Annotated in this window: 16 protein-coding genes and 1 pseudogene; 5 read left to right on the top strand and 12 right to left on the bottom strand. The window is 71.6% G+C overall.

Going from position 1 to position 16,098, the window contains the following annotated elements:
• The first annotated feature begins 26 nt into the window (after positions 1-26).
• Positions 27-731 carry a ribonuclease H gene (locus tag CLM62_RS48020; RefSeq protein WP_095756289.1) on the top strand — a complete coding sequence of 235 codons (705 nt, stop codon included), beginning with the start codon at positions 27-29 and terminating at the stop codon, positions 729-731.
• A 28-nt stretch (positions 732-759) separates the two neighbouring features.
• On the opposite strand, the gene CLM62_RS48015 is transcribed toward CLM62_RS48020, so the two are convergent.
• Entirely contained in the window at positions 760-1,212 is a 453-nt protein-coding gene (locus tag CLM62_RS48015; RefSeq protein ID WP_095756230.1) for an SRPBCC family protein, read from the bottom strand.
• A 138-nt stretch (positions 1,213-1,350) separates the two neighbouring features.
• Positions 1,351-3,075, bottom strand: a complete 1,725-nt coding sequence (locus tag CLM62_RS48010) for a cholesterol oxidase substrate-binding domain-containing protein (protein ID WP_095756229.1) — start codon at positions 3,073-3,075, stop codon at positions 1,351-1,353.
• Between the two features lie 136 nt (positions 3,076-3,211).
• Between CLM62_RS48010 and CLM62_RS48005 the strand changes: the two genes are divergently transcribed.
• A complete protein-coding gene (locus tag CLM62_RS48005) occupies positions 3,212-4,195 on the top strand; it encodes an aldo/keto reductase (protein ID WP_095756228.1) in 984 nt (327 codons plus the stop codon).
• Positions 4,196-4,224: 29 nt separating this feature from the next.
• On the opposite strand, the gene CLM62_RS48000 is transcribed toward CLM62_RS48005, so the two are convergent.
• A complete protein-coding gene (locus tag CLM62_RS48000) occupies positions 4,225-4,572 on the bottom strand; it encodes a hypothetical protein (protein WP_095756227.1) in 348 nt (115 codons plus the stop codon).
• A gap of 99 nt (positions 4,573-4,671) precedes the next feature.
• Complete coding sequence (locus CLM62_RS47995; RefSeq protein ID WP_095756226.1) at positions 4,672-5,100, bottom strand: hypothetical protein; 429 nt, start codon at positions 5,098-5,100, stop codon at positions 4,672-4,674.
• Positions 5,101-5,268: 168 nt separating this feature from the next.
• Between CLM62_RS47995 and CLM62_RS47990 the strand changes: the two genes are divergently transcribed.
• Positions 5,269-5,769, top strand: a complete 501-nt coding sequence (locus tag CLM62_RS47990; RefSeq protein WP_095756225.1) for a DUF6328 family protein — start codon at positions 5,269-5,271, stop codon at positions 5,767-5,769.
• Between the two features lie 28 nt (positions 5,770-5,797).
• Here the strand turns inward: CLM62_RS47990 and CLM62_RS47985 are convergent, their stop codons facing one another.
• From CLM62_RS47985 to CLM62_RS47975, 3 genes are all read right to left on the bottom strand, one after another.
• A complete protein-coding gene (locus CLM62_RS47985; RefSeq protein ID WP_095756224.1) occupies positions 5,798-6,223 on the bottom strand; it encodes an SsgA family sporulation/cell division regulator in 426 nt (141 codons plus the stop codon).
• Between the two features lie 63 nt (positions 6,224-6,286).
• Positions 6,287-7,318, bottom strand: a complete 1,032-nt coding sequence (locus tag CLM62_RS47980; RefSeq protein WP_095756223.1) for a hypothetical protein — start codon at positions 7,316-7,318, stop codon at positions 6,287-6,289.
• 84 nt (positions 7,319-7,402) lie between these two features.
• The gene (locus tag CLM62_RS47975; protein WP_095756222.1) at positions 7,403-8,374 is read right to left on the bottom strand and encodes an LLM class F420-dependent oxidoreductase; all 972 of its coding nucleotides are present in this window, start codon (positions 8,372-8,374) and stop codon (positions 7,403-7,405) included.
• Positions 8,375-8,480: 106 nt separating this feature from the next.
• Between CLM62_RS47975 and CLM62_RS47970 the strand changes: the two genes are divergently transcribed.
• Positions 8,481-9,929, top strand: coding sequence for a serine hydrolase (locus CLM62_RS47970; RefSeq protein ID WP_095756221.1), 1,449 nt, complete (start codon positions 8,481-8,483; stop codon positions 9,927-9,929).
• Here the strand turns inward: CLM62_RS47970 and CLM62_RS47965 are convergent.
• From CLM62_RS47965 to CLM62_RS47950, 4 genes and pseudogenes are all read right to left on the bottom strand, one after another.
• Entirely contained in the window at positions 9,921-11,558 is a 1,638-nt protein-coding gene (locus CLM62_RS47965; RefSeq protein WP_095756220.1) for a protein kinase, read from the bottom strand. The two genes, CLM62_RS47970 and CLM62_RS47965, sit on opposite strands and share 9 nt — an antisense overlap.
• A 161-nt stretch (positions 11,559-11,719) precedes the next feature.
• Positions 11,720-11,899 (bottom strand): annotated as a pseudogene (locus CLM62_RS52590) (threonine/serine dehydratase); the annotation flags it as partial.
• Positions 11,900-11,985: 86 nt separating this feature from the next.
• A complete protein-coding gene (locus CLM62_RS47955) occupies positions 11,986-12,663 on the bottom strand; it encodes an AIM24 family protein (protein ID WP_095756219.1) in 678 nt (225 codons plus the stop codon).
• 76 nt (positions 12,664-12,739) lie between these two features.
• Positions 12,740-14,059: a CAP domain-containing protein gene (locus CLM62_RS47950; protein WP_095756218.1), complete on the bottom strand. Its 1,320-nt coding sequence runs from the start codon at positions 14,057-14,059 to the stop codon at positions 12,740-12,742.
• A 237-nt stretch (positions 14,060-14,296) separates the two neighbouring features.
• Here CLM62_RS47950 and CLM62_RS47945 point away from each other — a divergent pair, with 237 nt between their 5' ends.
• On the top strand, positions 14,297-15,520 hold the full coding sequence (locus CLM62_RS47945) for an SGNH/GDSL hydrolase family protein (protein ID WP_095756217.1): 1,224 nt from the start codon (positions 14,297-14,299) through the stop codon (positions 15,518-15,520).
• A gap of 42 nt (positions 15,521-15,562) precedes the next feature.
• On the opposite strand, the gene CLM62_RS47940 is transcribed toward CLM62_RS47945, so the two are convergent.
• On the bottom strand, positions 15,563-16,098 hold a 536-nt coding region (locus CLM62_RS47940; RefSeq protein ID WP_143659306.1), incomplete at its 5' end, for a response regulator transcription factor.

The raw sequence follows: 16,098 nt of genomic DNA, 5'->3' as shown, positions 1-16,098 counted from the left end.
TGCCGAGTGCCCTGTCCGGCCGTGGCATGATCGGGTCCATGCATGAACGTGTGGTGGCCGCGTGCGACGGCGCTTCGAAGGGAAACCCCGGACCGGCGGGCTGGGCCTGGGTCGTCGCCGACGAGTCGGAGACCCCGGTCCGCTGGGAGGCGGGGCCGCTCGGCAAGGCCACCAACAACGTGGCGGAACTGACCGCGTTGGAACGCCTGTTGGCGGCGACCGACCCGGACGTGCCGCTCGAGGTCCGGATGGACTCGCAGTACGCCATGAAGGCCGTCACCACCTGGCTGCCCGGCTGGAAGCGCAACGGCTGGAAGACGTCCGCCGGCAAGCCGGTCGCCAACCAGGACCTGGTCGTACGCATCGACGAACTGCTCGACGGCCGGTCGGTCGAGTTCCGCTACGTGCCGGCCCACCAGGTCGACGGCGACAAGCTCAACGACTTCGCCGACCGTGCCGCCAGCCAGGCGGCGAGTGTCCAGGAGCCCGCGGGCAGCGGCCTCGGTTCGCCGGAGCCGCCGCCCGCACCGGACGTACCGGCTCGTGCCGCGCGGGGCCGGGCCGGCAGCGGGACCAAGGCGTCGGCCGGGCGCGGCGGTTCGGCACGGACGATCAAGGCGAAGTTCCCCGGCCGCTGTCTGTGCGGACGGTCCTACGCGGCCGGCGAGCCCATCGCCAAGAACGCCCAGGGCTGGGGGCACCCGGAGTGCCGTACGGAAGCGGCCGGTTAGGGCCTACCCGAGCGGGGCGGGCGCCGGGTCAGACGACCGCGCCGCGCCAGCCGCCGGTCTCCTGGCCGCGCTCCTCGATGAACTGCTTGAAGCGCTCCAGGTCACCCTTGGTCTGCCGCTTCACGAAGCCCAGCTTGTCGCCGACGGTGTCGGTGACGCCGTCCGGATGGAAGTCCATCTGCAGCATCACCTTGGTGTGGTCGTCGTCGAGCCGGTGGAAGGTGACCACACCCGCCTGCCGGGCCTCCCCGGCGACCGTCGTCCACGCGACCCGCTCGTCCGGGATCTGCTCCGTGATCTCGGCGTCGAACTCCCTGTGCACGCCGTTGACGCTGGTCACCCAGTGCGTGAGCGTGTCGGAGCGCTGCTCGATGCGCTCCACCCCGTTCATGAACTCCGGGAACGCCTCGAACTGCGTCCACTGGTTGTACGCCGTGTGCACCGGAACGCCGACCTCGATGGATTCCTCGACCTTCGACACGGGTCGCTCCCTTCTTCGTCGTCATGGGACTCATTCATGGGACGCATCGGGCGTCGTCCGGCGCGGGTACCGCGTGACCTGCGGAGCAAACCGGCGACCGGCGTGCATTGCCCGGCCGTCCCGGCCGCGTCCGGCGCGTCAACGGAACAACCGGTCCAGGAAGGCGTTGCCGTAGACGCCGTGCGGGTCGAGCCGGTCCAGGACGCCGGCCGCCTCCCCCCGCACGGTCTCGCCGTATGAGGCGGGTACGGACGTGCCCAGCACCTCCTCGTCGCTCCACACCTCCTCGCCCGTGTACGCCCAGCCCTTGGACCACTCGACCCGGGTGAGGGCATGTCCGCCGTCGTACGAACGCAGCAGGAACCGCTCGAGCTCGCGCAGGAAGGCTTCCGCGTGCGGCGTCCCGGGCAGCGTCAGGACGTTCAGCCAGACGGCCGTGTCCCACTCGGGGTGTTCGCCGCTCGGCCGCAGCGCCGACAGCAGCGGGGTGCGGGCGCCGTCCAGTTCGGCGTCGGCGGGGTCGTCCAGGCCTGTCACCCGGATCTCCACCGAGCCGTTCACCGGGAAGCGGCCCAGCGCCGCGTACACCGTCTGCCGCTCCCGGTAGAAGGAGGTGAACTCGGCGACGACACGCTGCACTTGGTCCCGGGTCGTGAGGACGGCGTAGCCGTTCGTGGCGATCCTGAGCGTAGTGGGCTTCAGGTAGAGCAGGGTGTTCTTGGAAGGCCCCCAGATGTCGGCGGACAGCGTCGCCACGAGCCCGAGCGCCGCTGCCTCGTACTGCGCGGTGCCCAGCACCGGCGCCAGGTACCAGGCCGCGCCCGAGACCATCCGCCCGGCCAGGTCCGCCACCGGGGTCGGGACGTTGTCGGAGAACGGGTAGTTGTACGGCGACGTCACCTGCCGCGAGGTGAGCGGTCGCGTGGGCGACACGCTCCACACCTTCAGCCACGGAAACTCCGTGAACGCGAACCAGATCGCCTCCACGCGCCCGGACCGCTCCAGAAAGCTCGCGAACGTCCGTCCGGCACCGCCGGGGGCCGCGAAGAGCTCGCCGGCCGGAATGTCCGTACGGCTCACGCACCGCAGATTCGTGTTCGCGCCCACCCGCAGCACGACCTCGGTGACCAGGGCCCGGCCGAGGTGGGTGAGGAGCGCGGCGCAGTCCGCCTCGTCGCGACGGTAGGTCCGCAGCACATAGGCGCCGCTGTCCTCGTCCCAGACGACCGCGGTCAGCGACAGCAGGAGATTGCTGAGCGAGCCGTACGTGTGCCCGGGCAGCCGCTGTTCGCCCCGCGCCGGTACGGCGGTGCCGTGCGCGTCGATGGCCAGCGCGCCGCCGAGTGTGAGGACGCCGGGAGCGGGCGCGGCGGTGACACCGAGGCCGTGCTCCTCCAGGTAGGTGAGCAGTGCCTCCAGGGTGACGCCGGTGCCGGCGCGGACGGAGGAGGCGGACTCCAGGGACAGCCCGGTGAGGTGGGAGGCGGTGTCGACGAGAAGGACACGCGCGTCCGACTCAGTCCCCTCGGTGATCGTCAGCGGCGACCAGCCGTGCGAAGAGCCTCGGGCGCGTACCGTCCAGCCGTGCCGCCAGGCCCAGTTGACGACGGCGACCACCTGGTCGGGGCTGGCCGGCGCACAGGCCCACAGCCCGTCGGCGGTGATCTCGCCGACCCAGTTCCGGTACGCCGAGCGGTACAGGGCGACACCCGCCGGGAAGTCCGGCAGTTCCTCGGCCGCGACCGCCGGATCCGCCGCCACCAGGACGGGTACGGCGGCCAGGGCGGCGGCGGAACGGAGGAAGCCGCGACGGGTCCAGGAAGGGTCTCCCTGCGGGAGGTTGCATGCTGAGCGCTCGGTCACGGGCCCACGCTAGGCAGAGATTGACAAGTGCATGCCTTCCATGGCGCCTCATCACTCGTGTGAGTGAAAGATATGCGGGTGACCGGCCGGAGCGGCCGGTTCCGCGTGGGCAGGTGACGGATGACAGACTGACGCCATGGACGAGCGCACATTCGGTAGGTCGCAACAGCACGCATCCGTCGTCGGACTCGGCACCTGGCAACTGGGCGCCGACTGGGGAGACGTCGACGACAAGGAAGCCCTGGCGGTGCTGGAGGCCGCGGCCGAGTCGGGGGTCACCTTCTTCGACACGGCCGACGTGTACGGCGACGGGCGCAGCGAACAGACCATCGCCGCCTTCCTGGGCGGTCGGCCCGACCTGCATGTGCTGGTCGCGACGAAGATGGGCCGCCGGGTCGACCAGATCCCGGAGAACTACGTCCTGGACAACTTCCGGGCCTGGAACGACCGTTCCCGGCGCAACCTCGGCGTCGACCGCGTCGACCTCGTCCAGCTGCACTGCCCGCCGACGCCGGTGTACTCCACGGACGAGGTGTTCGACGCCCTGGACACCCTCGTCGAGGAGCAGCGGATCGCCGCCTACGGCGTCAGCGTGGAGACCTGCCAGGAGGCGCTGACCGCGATCGCCCGGCCGGGCGTGGCGAGCGTACAGATCATCCTCAACCCGTTCCGCATGAAGCCCCTGCGCGAGGTGCTCCCCGCGGCCCGGGAAGCCGGCGTCGGCATCATCGCCCGCGTCCCGCTGGCCTCCGGCCTGCTGTCGGGCAAGTACACCAAGGACACGGTCTTCCCGGAGAACGACCACCGCACCTACAACCGGCACGGCGAGTCCTTCGACGTGGGCGAGACCTTCTCCGGCGTGGACTACACGACGGGCGTCGAGGCCGCCGCCGAGTTCGCCGCGCTCGCCCCCGAGGGGTACACCCCGGCCCAGCTGGCCCTGCGCTGGATCATCCAGCAGCCGGGCGTGACCACCGTGATCCCGGGCGCCCGCTCACCCGAGCAGGCCCGCGCCAACGCGGCCGCCGCCAGGCTGCCGGAGCTGTCGGAGGCGACGCTCACCGCGATCGGCGACCTGTACGACCGGCGGATCAAGGACCAGGTGGAAGGCCGCTGGTAGGTCCCGGCGTGTCGCTCACGGCGCGTCGCTCACGGCGCCAGGAGCAGCTGCCTCTCCTGCTCCTGGTCGCCCGAGGCGGAGCCCTGGTCGTGCAAGGGGAAAGCGCGGGACAGCATGTCGCTCGCCGCTTCCACGGCGTTCGGCGTGCCCTGCACGGTGACGGTCACCGGAGCGGACAGGTGACCGAGGTGGCCCTGCTCAGTCCCGGCGGGCCGGTCGGCGGTACCGTCGGCGAACGTCGCCGTGTGGACGGAGGCGTGATCGTCGGCGGGCAGGTCGTCCGCGGGGCCGAAGGCGGGCTCCAGGGCCCGGACGACCTTCTGCGCGTCGTCGGCGCTGCCGCCGCTGAGCGTGACAGTGAGCTCGGGGCCGGACATGGTCAACAGGACTCCTCGGATGTCGACGCCGTACCTCTCGCGCTTCGTGTAACCCTCCGCTGATCGCTGAAACGGCCGCCCGCCCATACGGTCGGCGCCTCAGAAGCGTCCGCCGGTGAGCCGTGTGACTGGCCCGAGGGTGTGGCGCTCCGCGCGGCGGCCCGCCGCGTAGGACGCCGCGCCGAGCGCGGTCAGGCCCGCTCCGACCCCCGCGGCGACCAGCTTGCGGTGGCTGAGCACCGTCCACGCCGTCTTCGCGCCGGCCGCGACCTGACCCGAGGCCGACACGATCGCCTGACGGCCCGCTTCGACGCTCTTGGCCGCCGTGTGCGCGGCCGCGCTCGTCGAATCGGCTGCCCGCTGCGCGCCGGCCTTCGCCGTCGAGGCCGCGTCGTCCGTCTTCGTGGCGGCGGCGCGCGCGGTCTCCGCCGCCGGGGCCGTCGCCCTGTCCGCGTTCTGCCGCGCCTTGGAGGCGGCGGTCGAGGCGGCTGCTGCCTTCTTGTTCGTTTCCTTGTCCGATTCCGTCATGGGATCCGGTTTGCCGCTCGCCCGCGTCGCAAACACGTTGCGTCACATGCCGTGCCCATCGATGTCGCGACCTGTCCGTCACGACTGTCCGTCACGACCTTCCGTTCCGCGCGAAGCAGGGAACACGGTGCGGAGAAGGAGAACGGGGTCACCCGGGCAGGAGGAAGCGTGTCGGGCACCGGAAGCGGAGCAGAGGCGGGGTACACGGGGCGCCACGAGACCGAGGAGGAGAGAGCCGACCGGAAGTGGGGAGAGCTCATCCAGGAGGTCAGGGTCGCCCAGACGGGCGTGCAGATCCTGTTCGGCTTCCTGCTGACCGTCGTGTTCACGCCCAAGTACGAGGACCTGCCCCACACGGACCAGGTCATCTACATCGTGACAGTCGTGCTGGGTGCCGCCGCGACCGGCGCCTTGATCGGCCCGGTGTCCCTGCACCGCCTGGTGGTGGGGCGGCGCGTCAAACCGCAGGCGGTCGAGTGGGCCTCCCGGTTGACCTTCGTCGGCCTGGTGCTGCTGCTCGCCACCATGACGGCCGCGCTCCTGCTGATCCTCAGGGTCGCGACCGATGACAGGTACGTGCCCTGGCTGGTCGGGGGAGTGGTCGTCTGGTACCTGCTGTGCTGGTTCGTCGTGCCGATGCTGACGCGGCGCCGCCACACGTCGAAGTGACGGCGAGGGCGTCGAACCGCCGGTCGGGTCAGCCCCCGGCGATGACCTCCGCGAGGAAGTCGTCGATGCGGAGCTCCTCCCACCCTGGCGGCACGACGTCGCGGGTCTCCCGCAGGAAGGCCGCGAGCGCCGGGGCCCAGGCGAACACCACGGCACACTGGCGGCCCCCGTCGGGGCGGACGTCGCCGCGGAACTCCATGCGCAGCTCCTGCCACACGCCCGTCGACACGGGACGCAGCCGCACGTCTCCCAACCCGACCGGTCCCTGCAGTCCGTCGCTGAGCATCTCCCGGTCCAGCCGCCACCGCGCGAGCACCCGGCCGTCGTGGCTGAACACCGCGGTGACGGCGAACGGGTCCGCCGCGTCGTAGCCCAGGTGGGCGAGCACCGGAAAGCGGTCCGTGGTGCCCGCCTGGAGCTGCACGACCAGGGACTTGTGCACGAAGGAGTTCACGAGAGGGGCCTCCGGGGAGAACAGTCGTAGAGACCTCTAGTACCCGTCCCGTGCACAAGATGCTCAGCCCGCCGCGTGATTCCCCCGCGCCCCGCGCAGCGACGTGATGCACGTGGCGATGGCCTGCTGGAGCTCCTCCAGCCGCTGGACCATGTCGTCCTCGTAGAACTCCTGGGCGTCGTCGAAGGTGAGCTCCTCGAAGACCTTGGTGGCCTTCTGTAGACTGCTGTAGAACTTCGTCCGCCGTTCCTGGACGCGCAGTTCGGGATCGGCCTCCACCGCCTCGACGACGAGCGACTTCATGGTGTCGTACGCCTCGGTCGCCCACTCGCCGGTGTCCTCGTCCTCCTCCAGCTCGTCCAGCAGCGACAGATGCCGCTCGGCCTCCTGACGGAGGTCGACGGGCGCCTCGATGGTCTGCCCGGCGGGCGTCTTGATCTGGCCCGACTCGGCGATCTGCCGCACGTATCCGATCCGGTCGGCGGCCCGGCTCTCATTGGCGACGGCCTTCTTCAAGTCGTCGGTGCGTACGACGTCACGCGCCAACTCGGCTTGGAGCTCCGGGTCTTCCTTGAGCCGGTCGAGCAGCGCGCCGCGCGCGGCCCGTGCGGTGGAGGGGTCGGCGAGGATCGCGGCGCGCAGCGCGGTGGGGTTCTCGGCGACCTCCAGCGCCTTGGTCGGCCGGATGCCCTCGGCCTCGGCGGCCTCGGCGATGGCCGTGCCGCGCTCGGAGGTGGCGCTGTTGCGGGAGACGTAGTAGCTGAGCCATACGTCCGCGTCCGGCAGCTCCACCTCCTGACCTGGCGTCAGCGCCTCGAAGTGCGGGACGAGACCGTCGTCGGCGGCCCGGTCCCAGGCCTTGTAGTAGCGCATGACGCGCTCGGGCGAGCAGCCGGCGAGTTCGGCGAACTCCTTCGCCGACACCTTCGGCGTCTCGCCCGCGCTCTGGCCTCCGGGCCGCACGCTGCGCGCCACCATCAGGCCGAAGGCCCATCCTCCGGTCCGTGCGTAGACCCCGAACTCGCGCGCGTCCCGCGCCACGAGGTCGGACAGGGGCACGGGGGACGTCTCGGACGGGACGATCGACAGAGTCACGGGTGTTTCTCCTGGGCAGGCTGGTCGGACCGCACAATGTGCAGGCCAGAAGCCTATTGCACCCGTGTGGGGTGCGCGCTCCGCTCAGTCGAGGGCGTCGTGCAGCGCGGGCAGCAGCGTCTTCGCCGCCCAGTCGAGATACGCCGGCTGCGACTCCCCGCCGATCTGCACGAGGGCGATCTCGGTGAAACCGGCCTCGGCGTAAGGCCGTACGGCCTCCACGAAATCCTCCGGCTCGTCGCCGCAGGGGATCGCGTCGGCGACGTCGTCGGGCGTGACGAACTGCGTGGCCGCCTCGAAGGAGTCCGGATGCGGCAACTCGGAGTTGACCTTCCAGCCGCTGCCGAACCAGCGGAACTGCGCGTGGGCGCGCTTGACAGCCGCATCCCGGTCGGGGTCGTAGCAGACCGGCAGCTGGCCCACGCGCGGTTTGCCCTCGCCGCCGTGCCGGTCGAAGGCGTCGAGCAGCCCCGCCTTGGGCTCGGTGGCGATGACCAGGTCTGCCAGCCGGCCCGCCAGAGTGCAGGACTGCTCGCCGGAGACCGCGATGCCGATCGGCGGCAGCTGGTCGGGGAGGTCCCACAGCCGGGCCGACTCGACGTCGAAGTGCGGACCGCGATGATTCACATGGCCGCCCTCGAACAACGCCCGGATGATCTCCACCGCCTCCTCGAGCATCTCGTGCCGCACGTCCACGGACGGCCAACCGCCGCCCACCACGTGCTCGTTGAGGTTCTCGCCCGAGCCGAGCCCCAGCCGGAACCGGCCTTCCGACAGCAGCTGCATCGTCGCCGCCTTCTGCGCCACCACCGCCGGGTGATAGCGGACGGTGGGACACGTCACGTACGTCATCAGCGGGATGCGCGAGGTCGCCTGGGCGGCCGCGCCCAGCACACTCCACGCGTACGGCGAGTGACCCTGTGAGCGCAGCCACGGAAAGTAGTGGTCCGAGGTCACCGAGAAGTCGTAGCCCGCCTCCTCGGCCCGGACCAGATGGTCGACGAGCTCACGGGGGCCGGCCTGCTCGGTCATCATCGTGTATCCGATTTGCACCATAAGGGCTGAGTCCCCGGTCAGCGGAAGCGAAAACAGGCCGCACGCGGCCCGGTAAACCGCTCGATCCCCCTCGATCACCCCCCGGTCGCCGGGAGAGGATGCGGGCATGAGCGAACGTCCGCTGCCCCGTAGCACCCCCGCCGCCCAAGGGGTCGACGCGTCGGGTGTCCACGCCTTCCTCGACGCCCTCGAAGCCGCCCCGGACATCGAACCGCACAGCCTGATGATCCTGCGGCACGGTCAGGTCGTGGCGTCCGGGTGGTGGGCGCCGTACACCCCGGAACGGCCACATCTCCTGTACTCGCTCAGCAAGAGCTTCACGGCGACGGCCGCGGGGCTCGCCGTCGCCGAGGGACTGATCCGGCTGGACGACCCGGTGATCTCGTACTTCCCGGAGTTCGAGGCCGACATCACCGACCCGCGCAGCCGCGCGATGCTCGTACGGCACGTGGCGTCGATGGCCAGCGGACACGACGCCGAGACGTTCGATCGCGCACGCGCGATCGACCGCGAGGAACCGGTACGCGGATTCCTGCTGCTGCCGCCCGAGCAGGAGCCGGGAACCGTTTTCGCGTACAACCAGCCCGCCACGTACACGCTCGCCGCCATCATCCAGCGCGTCACGGGCCGGTCGCTGACCGACTATCTGCGGCCCCGGCTGCTGGATCCGCTCGGCATCGGCGAGGTCGCCTGGATCCGCGGCCGGACCGGCCGCGAGCTGGGCTTCAGCGGGCTGCACGCCACGACCGACGCGATCGCCCGGCTCGGGCTGCTCCATCTCCAGGACGGGGTGTGGGAGGGCGAGCGGCTGCTGCCCGAGGGATGGGTCGCCGAGGCAACGCGGGCGCATGTGCCGAACGCCGACGGGACGCCCGAGGGCGCGCTGTCGGACTGGCAGCAGGGCTACGGCTTCCAGTTCTGGAGGTCCCGGCACGGTTACCGCGGTGACGGGGCGTACGGCCAGTTCTGCCTGGTGCTGCCCGAGCACGAGGCCGTGATCGCCACGACCGCGGCGACCGAGGAGATGCAGAAACTGCTGAACCTGGTCTGGGAGCATCTGCTGCCGGCGTTCGGCCCCGGACCGCTGCCCGGTGGGCGGGACGCCGACACGGCACTGGGGGAGCGGCTGGCGCGGCTCGCGCTGCCGCCGGCCGCCGGTAAGCCGGCCCCGCCGGAGCGGCCGGAGGCCTGGTCGGGCGCCGAGTTCACGCCGTACGGCGGTGTCTGCGCGGACCAGCCGACGCTGACGGCGGTCGGGGTCGGCGCGGATGCCGACGGCTGGAGTCTGGCGCTCACCGAGGACGGTCACCGGCTCGCCCTGCGGTTCGGCGGGGACGGCTGGACCGTCCACGACGACGGCCTGGTCCCGACGGCCGTGAGCGGGGGATGGGCCGACGCCGGCACCCTCGTCGTCGACGTGGCCTTCCTGGAGACACCGCACCACCTGGTGGTGACGTGCTCGCTCACGGACCGGACGTTCACGGCGCGCTGGCGCACCGAGCCGCTGCACGGAGGGCCGCTGCACGCGATGCGGGCTCCCCGTGGCTCAGTCTGAGGCCTGCCGGAAGGTTCTCAGGAAGGTGTCCAGCGCCTCCTGGTTCGCGGCGTCGTTCCAGTCCTCCGCCGGGGTCGCCCAGCGCAGCGAGAAGCTGCGGCCCTCCCCGATGAGGAAGCCCCGGCCGAAGGTGCGCAGGCGGGTGCCGTTGACGTCGGCGAGCCACTCCATGTCGGCGGCCTCACGTCCCTGATAGGTCGTCGCGCGGATGTCGCCGATCCGCTGGTAGTCGCCCGCCTTCTCCTTCAGGCCCGGCTCGACGTCGTCGCGCCATACGGCGACGGGGTCCGGGCCCACGCGTTCGCTGTAGGTGACGGCCAGTGCGCGCGGGTCGTCGTCCGCGCCGAAGACGACGCGGTACGCCAGGTCGGACGCGCGCGTCGTGCGCTGCGGCTTCCAGCCCTCGGGGAGGGCGACGGAGAAGCCCTCCGGGGAGTGGTAGAGGCGGAATCCGGGGGGCAGCGGCGTGCCCGTGGGGGACGCCGTCGGTGTGGGTGTGGGTGTGGGTGTGGGCGTCGGGGTCGGTGTCGGTGTCGGCGTAGGGGTGGGCGTGGGTGTCGCCGGCGGCCGGGAGGGCTGCTGTCCGTCGGTGCCGTCGTCGGGCGCCGAGGCTGAGACGGAGGGCTGGGGCGCTTCGCCGGCGGAGGTGCCGGTGCCCGGCAGCTGCCGGGTCACGGCGAGGACGGAGACGGCGACCGTGACGACGGCCAGGGCCGTGCCGGCGACCATGGTGCGCCTGCTCCACCCCGGGCCCGCGCCGTACACGCCGCGCAGCCGGGGCCTGCCCACCATGGGCGTGGCCGCTTCGGGGTCCTCGGTGAGGACACGTGTAAGCGCCTCGCGGACCACGGGGCGGGTCAGTCGTTCTGTGGAGTTCTTGCGGAGCAGCCCCTGCAAGGTCTGGGTGAGCGGGCCGGCGCGCACCGGCGAGCGCAGTGGAAGGCGGTCCACTCCCTTCAGGGTGGTCTCGGGCCGGTCCCGGTCGCGGAAGGGCGGACGGCCCTCGACCATCGTGTACAGGATCGCGCCGAGCGCCCACAGGTCGGCGGCCGGTCCGATGCGCTCGTCGCGGGCCTGTTCGGGGGAGGCGTACGAGGGTGCGCTGACCCGGGGTGCGAGGGTCGCGCCGGCCAGCCCGAAGCCGGTGACCACGACGGAGCCGCCCTCCTGCACGAACACCTGACCCGGGCTGAGCTCGCCGTGCGTGATGCCCTCGCCGTGCGCGGCCTCCAGCACGTCGAGCAGCTCCAGGCCGATGCGGGCCGCCCGTACGTAGTTGAACGTGCCCTGCCGGGCGATGAGTTCGCCCAGCGGGATACCGTCGATGCACTCGGTGACGGTCCACAGGGTGCCGGACTCCTCGACGGCGTCGACGACCACGGCGACCCGGCCGGGGCACAGCAGCCCCATGGTCTCCGACATCCGGACGACCCGTGCGGTGGCCCGGCGGCAGGTCTCCTCGTCCAGGCCGACCGGCAGCCCGATCTGGGTGAGCAGGCAGGGGCGTTCGACCTGGATGTCCTCGCCGTACCAGCAGATGCGGTTCGTTTCGCGGTGGAGGACCTCCACGAGCCGGTACCTGCCGGCAACCAACTCGTGTGTGGAGACGTGCGCCTTGACCATGGTCATCCCTCGCTGAACCCCTGGCTCTCACCTTTCACAGTGGTACGGCGGCCGCGGCGGGGTGCGTTCAATGAATCCTCAACGGAAAGGCGCCTCTTTTCTTTTGTTCGCTTGCTGTACGACAAGTCAGTAAGAACTGTCCATCCACTGACCGGAGTTGACCCGGCTCAACGCAGCCCGAACCGCTGGGACCAGGCCATGACATCACCGGTCGTCGCATTGCCCCCGCAGACCACGAGACCCAGCCGGGCCCCGTCACCGACCCGCTCCAGGACCCGCCGGGCCGCGGGAAGCAGACAGCCGGCGGCCGGTTCCGTCCATACCTTGGCGTGGTCGGCGAGATCGAGTGGCCGGGGCGTGGACTGTTGTCGATCAAGACGCGGGCGGAGCCGAACGGGTTGCCCGTGAGGCGCAGATCACCTCACGGGAGTGCTCAGTGCTGCTGGGCCTTCTGCGGCGTGGCCTCACTCGGCCGTACGACGACATAGCCCTGTCCCTGAAGCATCAGCTGCACGGCCTCCCCGGAACCGCCGCGCAGCATCGACCCGATGGACTGCGACCGGTGCAGCGAGGTGTCCAGGCCCGCCGTCCAGCCGACGACGGCGTCCGTGTCGACGAACACCGGATACTGCGGCGAGACCGGGATGACCAGCGGAGTGCCGTCGCACACCAGCCCCAACTTGCCGTGCCCCGAGAAGACGCTGTTGAACAGACCGCCGCCGGTCATGCCGGCCCCTTTCACGGTCGAGATCCGATACGACAACGAGGAGTCGAAACACAGGACGTTGCGGCCGTTCACGGTGAACTCGTCGCCGGGGTCCACCTCGACGACGAAGCAGTTCTGCGCCTCGTGCGCGAACCAGGCCTCGCCCTGCCCGCGCACCGCCATCAGCGGCAGCCCCTCCCCGGTGACCGCGCGTTTGAGCATGCCGCCCACGCCCTGGCCCTTGCGCTCGAACTGGAGATTGCCGCGGTAGGCGACCATCGCCCCCTGGCGGGCGAGCATCTCGCCGTGCACCGCGTACCTGATGCACTTGGAGTTCTCGACCGTCATGCCCGGCGCTGTGGCCGGCTGCACCATGTGCTCGCTGGAAAACAGGTCACCCTTCATGGAGGCATCCTGTCCCGGAAGGGAGCGCTCCGCCAAGATCGCGGCTCGTGGTCGTGTCGCCGCCTTCGGCGCCTTCTCAGGCGCCGAAGAGCTGGGTCCAGTACGTGCCCGCGGGACCGCCGCCCTCGAAGCCGATGCCTATGTGGGTGAAGTCCGGCTTGAGGATGTTGGCGCGGTGGCCCGGGCTGTTCATCCAGCCCTCCACCACCTCGGCGGGGGAGCGCTGGCCGCAGGCGATGTTCTCGCCGATCGAACGCCGTCGGCAGCCCGCGGCGGCCGCCCGGTCCCAGGGCTGTGAACCCTCCGGCGAGGTGTGGGAGTAGAAGGCCCGGGCCACCATGTCCGCGCTGTGCGCCTGCGCGGCGACGGTGAGCAGCGGATCCACCGCCAGCGGACGCAGCCCCGCCCGGGCGCGCTCCCGGTTGGTGAGGTCGACGACGTCGGCCTGCGTCCGCGCCAGACCGGCGGGCGTGAAGGGGCTCGCCCACAGCGCGGTCCAGTACGTGTCGCCGGAGCGGCCGTCACCGACGTACGCCAGACCGGCGTGGGTGAAGACCGGGTCGTGCAGGGTGCGGCGGGGCTGGTCCGTGCGCAGGCAGTACGCGACGAACTCCGCGGGCGTGCGCGACCCGGAGACCAGGTGCTCGCCGACGGTGAGGTACGCGTATCCGGTTGCGGTGACCCGCTGGTGGAGGGAGACGCCGTCCGGGCCCTCGACGCCGAGGCGCCCCGCCGAGGCCATGACGGAGGCGTGGGCGCGGGCCGCGGCCGTGAGACGGGGGTCGAGAACGACAGGCGGTGAACCGGCCGCGGTACGGGCGGAGTTGACCAGGCCGAGGAAGCCGTCCGGGTCGGGGGAGGGGAGGGGTGGCTCCGGGCCTGTGGGCGACGTGGGGTAGGCCGGAGGCGTCGGCGTGTCGTCGGCGACGTCGACCCCGAAGTCACGGGCGAGGCCCGCCAGACCATCGGCGTACCCCTGGCCCAGTGCCCGCAGTTTCCAGCCGTCGCCGCGCCGGTAGATCTCCGCGAGCAGCAGCAGGGTCTCCTGTATGGGGCGGGGCGGCGCGAACCGTGCGAGCGGGCGGCCGCCCGCACCGGTGACGTGGAGCGTGGGGGCGGGCAGGCGGCCCAGGGGAGTGCCGGGGTCGGCGGGGCTGACGACCACCGTGACCCGGCTCGCTCCGGAGCGCAGCCGCGGCGGGTCGACGGTCAGGGTGTCGCCGTGCAGCCGGGCGCCCGGAGCGGCCGGCTGGTTGTAGAACACGAAGTCGTCGTCGCCCCGGACCTTGCCGCCGTCGTCCGTGATGAGCGCGGACACGTCGAAAGGGCCGGGGACCCGGACGGTCACCGCACCGCTCGGGAGGGGCACATTGCCGCCGGGGACCAACTCGCTCATCGTGCCGCCCTGATGTCGTCGTCCTGGACCCCGGGGGGTCGTCCGGAGAACGCGCACCAGGGCACGCGGGTTCCCGTCCGCTCTGTGGGAACACTACGAGTTCACCCGACCGTCATCCCGTCCGGAGAGGATCAACCCGCTGGTGAAGGGCGAGTACGAGTTCTGGGAGGCGAGGTTGCTCACCACCACCCGGCCGGGCACCTCGCGGGAGGTCCTGATCGCGGCGGAGTCCGCCAGGTGACGGCCCGCTCGGCGCTCGCGTGCGGCGTGGTGGCCGTGCTGTTGGCGTCATCCGCCTGCCGGTCCACGTCCGCCCGGGCGTACGACGTCCCCGAGGGCGTCATCACCTGGGCGGCGAGCGCCGACCGCATGGGCGCAGCCGCCGCCGCCGACCGCGGCTACCGGCTCGTCGTGCACACCAGCGTCGCGGGCCGTGACTTGCGGATCCGGCTCACCAACGCCTTCGGGGACCGGCCCGTGACCTTCGACAACGTCTACGCCGGTATCCAGCAGCGAGGCGCCGAACTGGTGCCGGGCAGCAACCGGCGGCTGACCTTCGACGGCTCGCCCTCCGTCACCGTCCCCGCCGGAGAGGTCGTACTGAGCGATCCGCTGCCCGGCAGCCTGCCCGCCGCGACCAACCTGGTGATCAGCTTCCACTCGCCCGACGCGGCCGGACCGGCGACCGGCCACTGGATGGCCCTGCAGACGTCCTACGCCACACAGGGCGACCACACCGCCGAGGAGAGCGCGACCCACTGGACGCAGGCCATCGGCTCCTGGTTCTACCTCGACGCGGTCTCCGTGCGGGCGGCCGCGAGGACCGGAGCCGTCGTCACCCTCGGCGACTCCATCACGGACGGCTGGCAGTCGACCAGCGACCTCAACCGCCGCTGGCCCGACCACCTCGCCCGCCGCCTCCTACAGGCGGACACCCACGTCAAGGGCGTCGCCAACGCGGGGATGGCCGGCAACAAGGTCCTCACGGACGGCCCGGGCCAGAGCGCCCTGAACCGGCTGGAGCGGGACGTGCTCTCCCAGCCGGGTGTGCGCACCGTGTTCCTCTTCCAGGGCGTCAACGACATCAAGGCCTACCCCGGCGTCACCGCCGAGGACCTGATCGACGGCTACCGGGAGATCGTCGAGCGCGTGCACGCGGCCGGCAAGTGCGTCGTCGCGGCCACCGTCCTGCCCTTCAAGGGCTGGTCCGAATGGGAAGCCGGCACCGCGGGCGTACGCCATGAGGTCAACGCGTTCATCAGGAACAGCGGGGAGTTCGACGCCGTCACCGACTTCGACCGTGTCCTCCGCAGCCCCCAGGACCCCGAGCGAATCCTGCCCGTCTTCGACAGCGGCGACCATCTCCACCCCAACGACAAGGGGATGCGGGCGATGGCCGACGCCGTCGACCTGCAGAGCCTTGACTGCGCCGACCCGCCGGGCACCGACGCGACGCCGTAGCCGAGGTCAGTGGCTCAGGACTGTCCGCGTGAGGGCAGTGGCTCAGGACTGCCCGCGGCTGGTCGGCACCGGCGCGATCAGGCCCTCGCGGTAGGCGACGGCCACCGCCTCCGTACGGCTCGCCGCGCCCAGCTTGGCGAGGATGTTGGAGACGTGGACGCTCGCCGTCTTGCCGCTGATGAACAACTCCTCACCGATCTGCCGGTTGCTGCGGCCGAGGGCGAGGAGCCGCAGCACGTCCTGTTCGCGGGCGGTGAGCATCGTGGCCCGGGTATCGGCGGCCGGGGAGTCCGCGAGGCGCCCGCGACGGATCAGGGCGTCCACCTGCTCCAGCAGCGGCGTGCAGCCGAGCCGGGCCGCCGTCTCCCTCGCCGCGCGGGCCTCGACGGCCGCATCCTCGCGCCGGTCGGCCGCCAACAGGGCCTCGGCGAACCGCACTTGGCAGCGTGCCCGCTCGTACACGTCGCCGAAGTCGAACGCGGCGACCGCCTTCGCCCAGGCCGTCGCGTCCGGCCCGGACACGGCCCGCGCCCACTCCGCCTCGGCACGCGCCAGCCACGCCTGCCCCTCCGGGCCCT

The sequence above is a fragment of the Streptomyces sp. SA15 genome, assembly GCF_002291145.1.
Taxonomy (GTDB): domain Bacteria; phylum Actinomycetota; class Actinomycetes; order Streptomycetales; family Streptomycetaceae; genus Streptomyces.
Note: the sequence above shows the minus strand (reverse complement) of the source record. Positions and strands in the feature narration are given on the sequence as shown.

Bases quoted from the DNA above. Each gene is read 5' to 3' on its own strand.
- CLM62_RS47950 (WP_095756218.1), bottom strand. From the start codon at position 14,059: ATGAGCGAGTTGGTCCCCGGCGGCAATGTGCCCCTCCCGAGCGGTGCG.
- CLM62_RS48000 (WP_095756227.1), bottom strand. From the start codon at position 4,572: ATGTCCGGCCCCGAGCTCACTGTCACGCTCAGCGGCGGCAGCGCCGAC.
- CLM62_RS47965 (WP_095756220.1), bottom strand. From the start codon at position 11,558: ATGACCATGGTCAAGGCGCACGTCTCCACACACGAGTTGGTTGCCGGC.
- CLM62_RS47975 (WP_095756222.1), bottom strand. From the start codon at position 8,374: ATGGTGCAAATCGGATACACGATGATGACCGAGCAGGCCGGCCCCCGT.
- CLM62_RS47970 (WP_095756221.1), top strand. From the start codon at position 8,481: ATGAGCGAACGTCCGCTGCCCCGTAGCACCCCCGCCGCCCAAGGGGTC.
- CLM62_RS48005 (WP_095756228.1), top strand. From the start codon at position 3,212: ATGGACGAGCGCACATTCGGTAGGTCGCAACAGCACGCATCCGTCGTC.
- CLM62_RS48020 (WP_095756289.1), top strand. From the start codon at position 27: ATGATCGGGTCCATGCATGAACGTGTGGTGGCCGCGTGCGACGGCGCT.
- CLM62_RS47995 (WP_095756226.1), bottom strand. From the start codon at position 5,100: ATGACGGAATCGGACAAGGAAACGAACAAGAAGGCAGCAGCCGCCTCG.
- CLM62_RS47955 (WP_095756219.1), bottom strand. From the start codon at position 12,663: ATGAAGGGTGACCTGTTTTCCAGCGAGCACATGGTGCAGCCGGCCACA.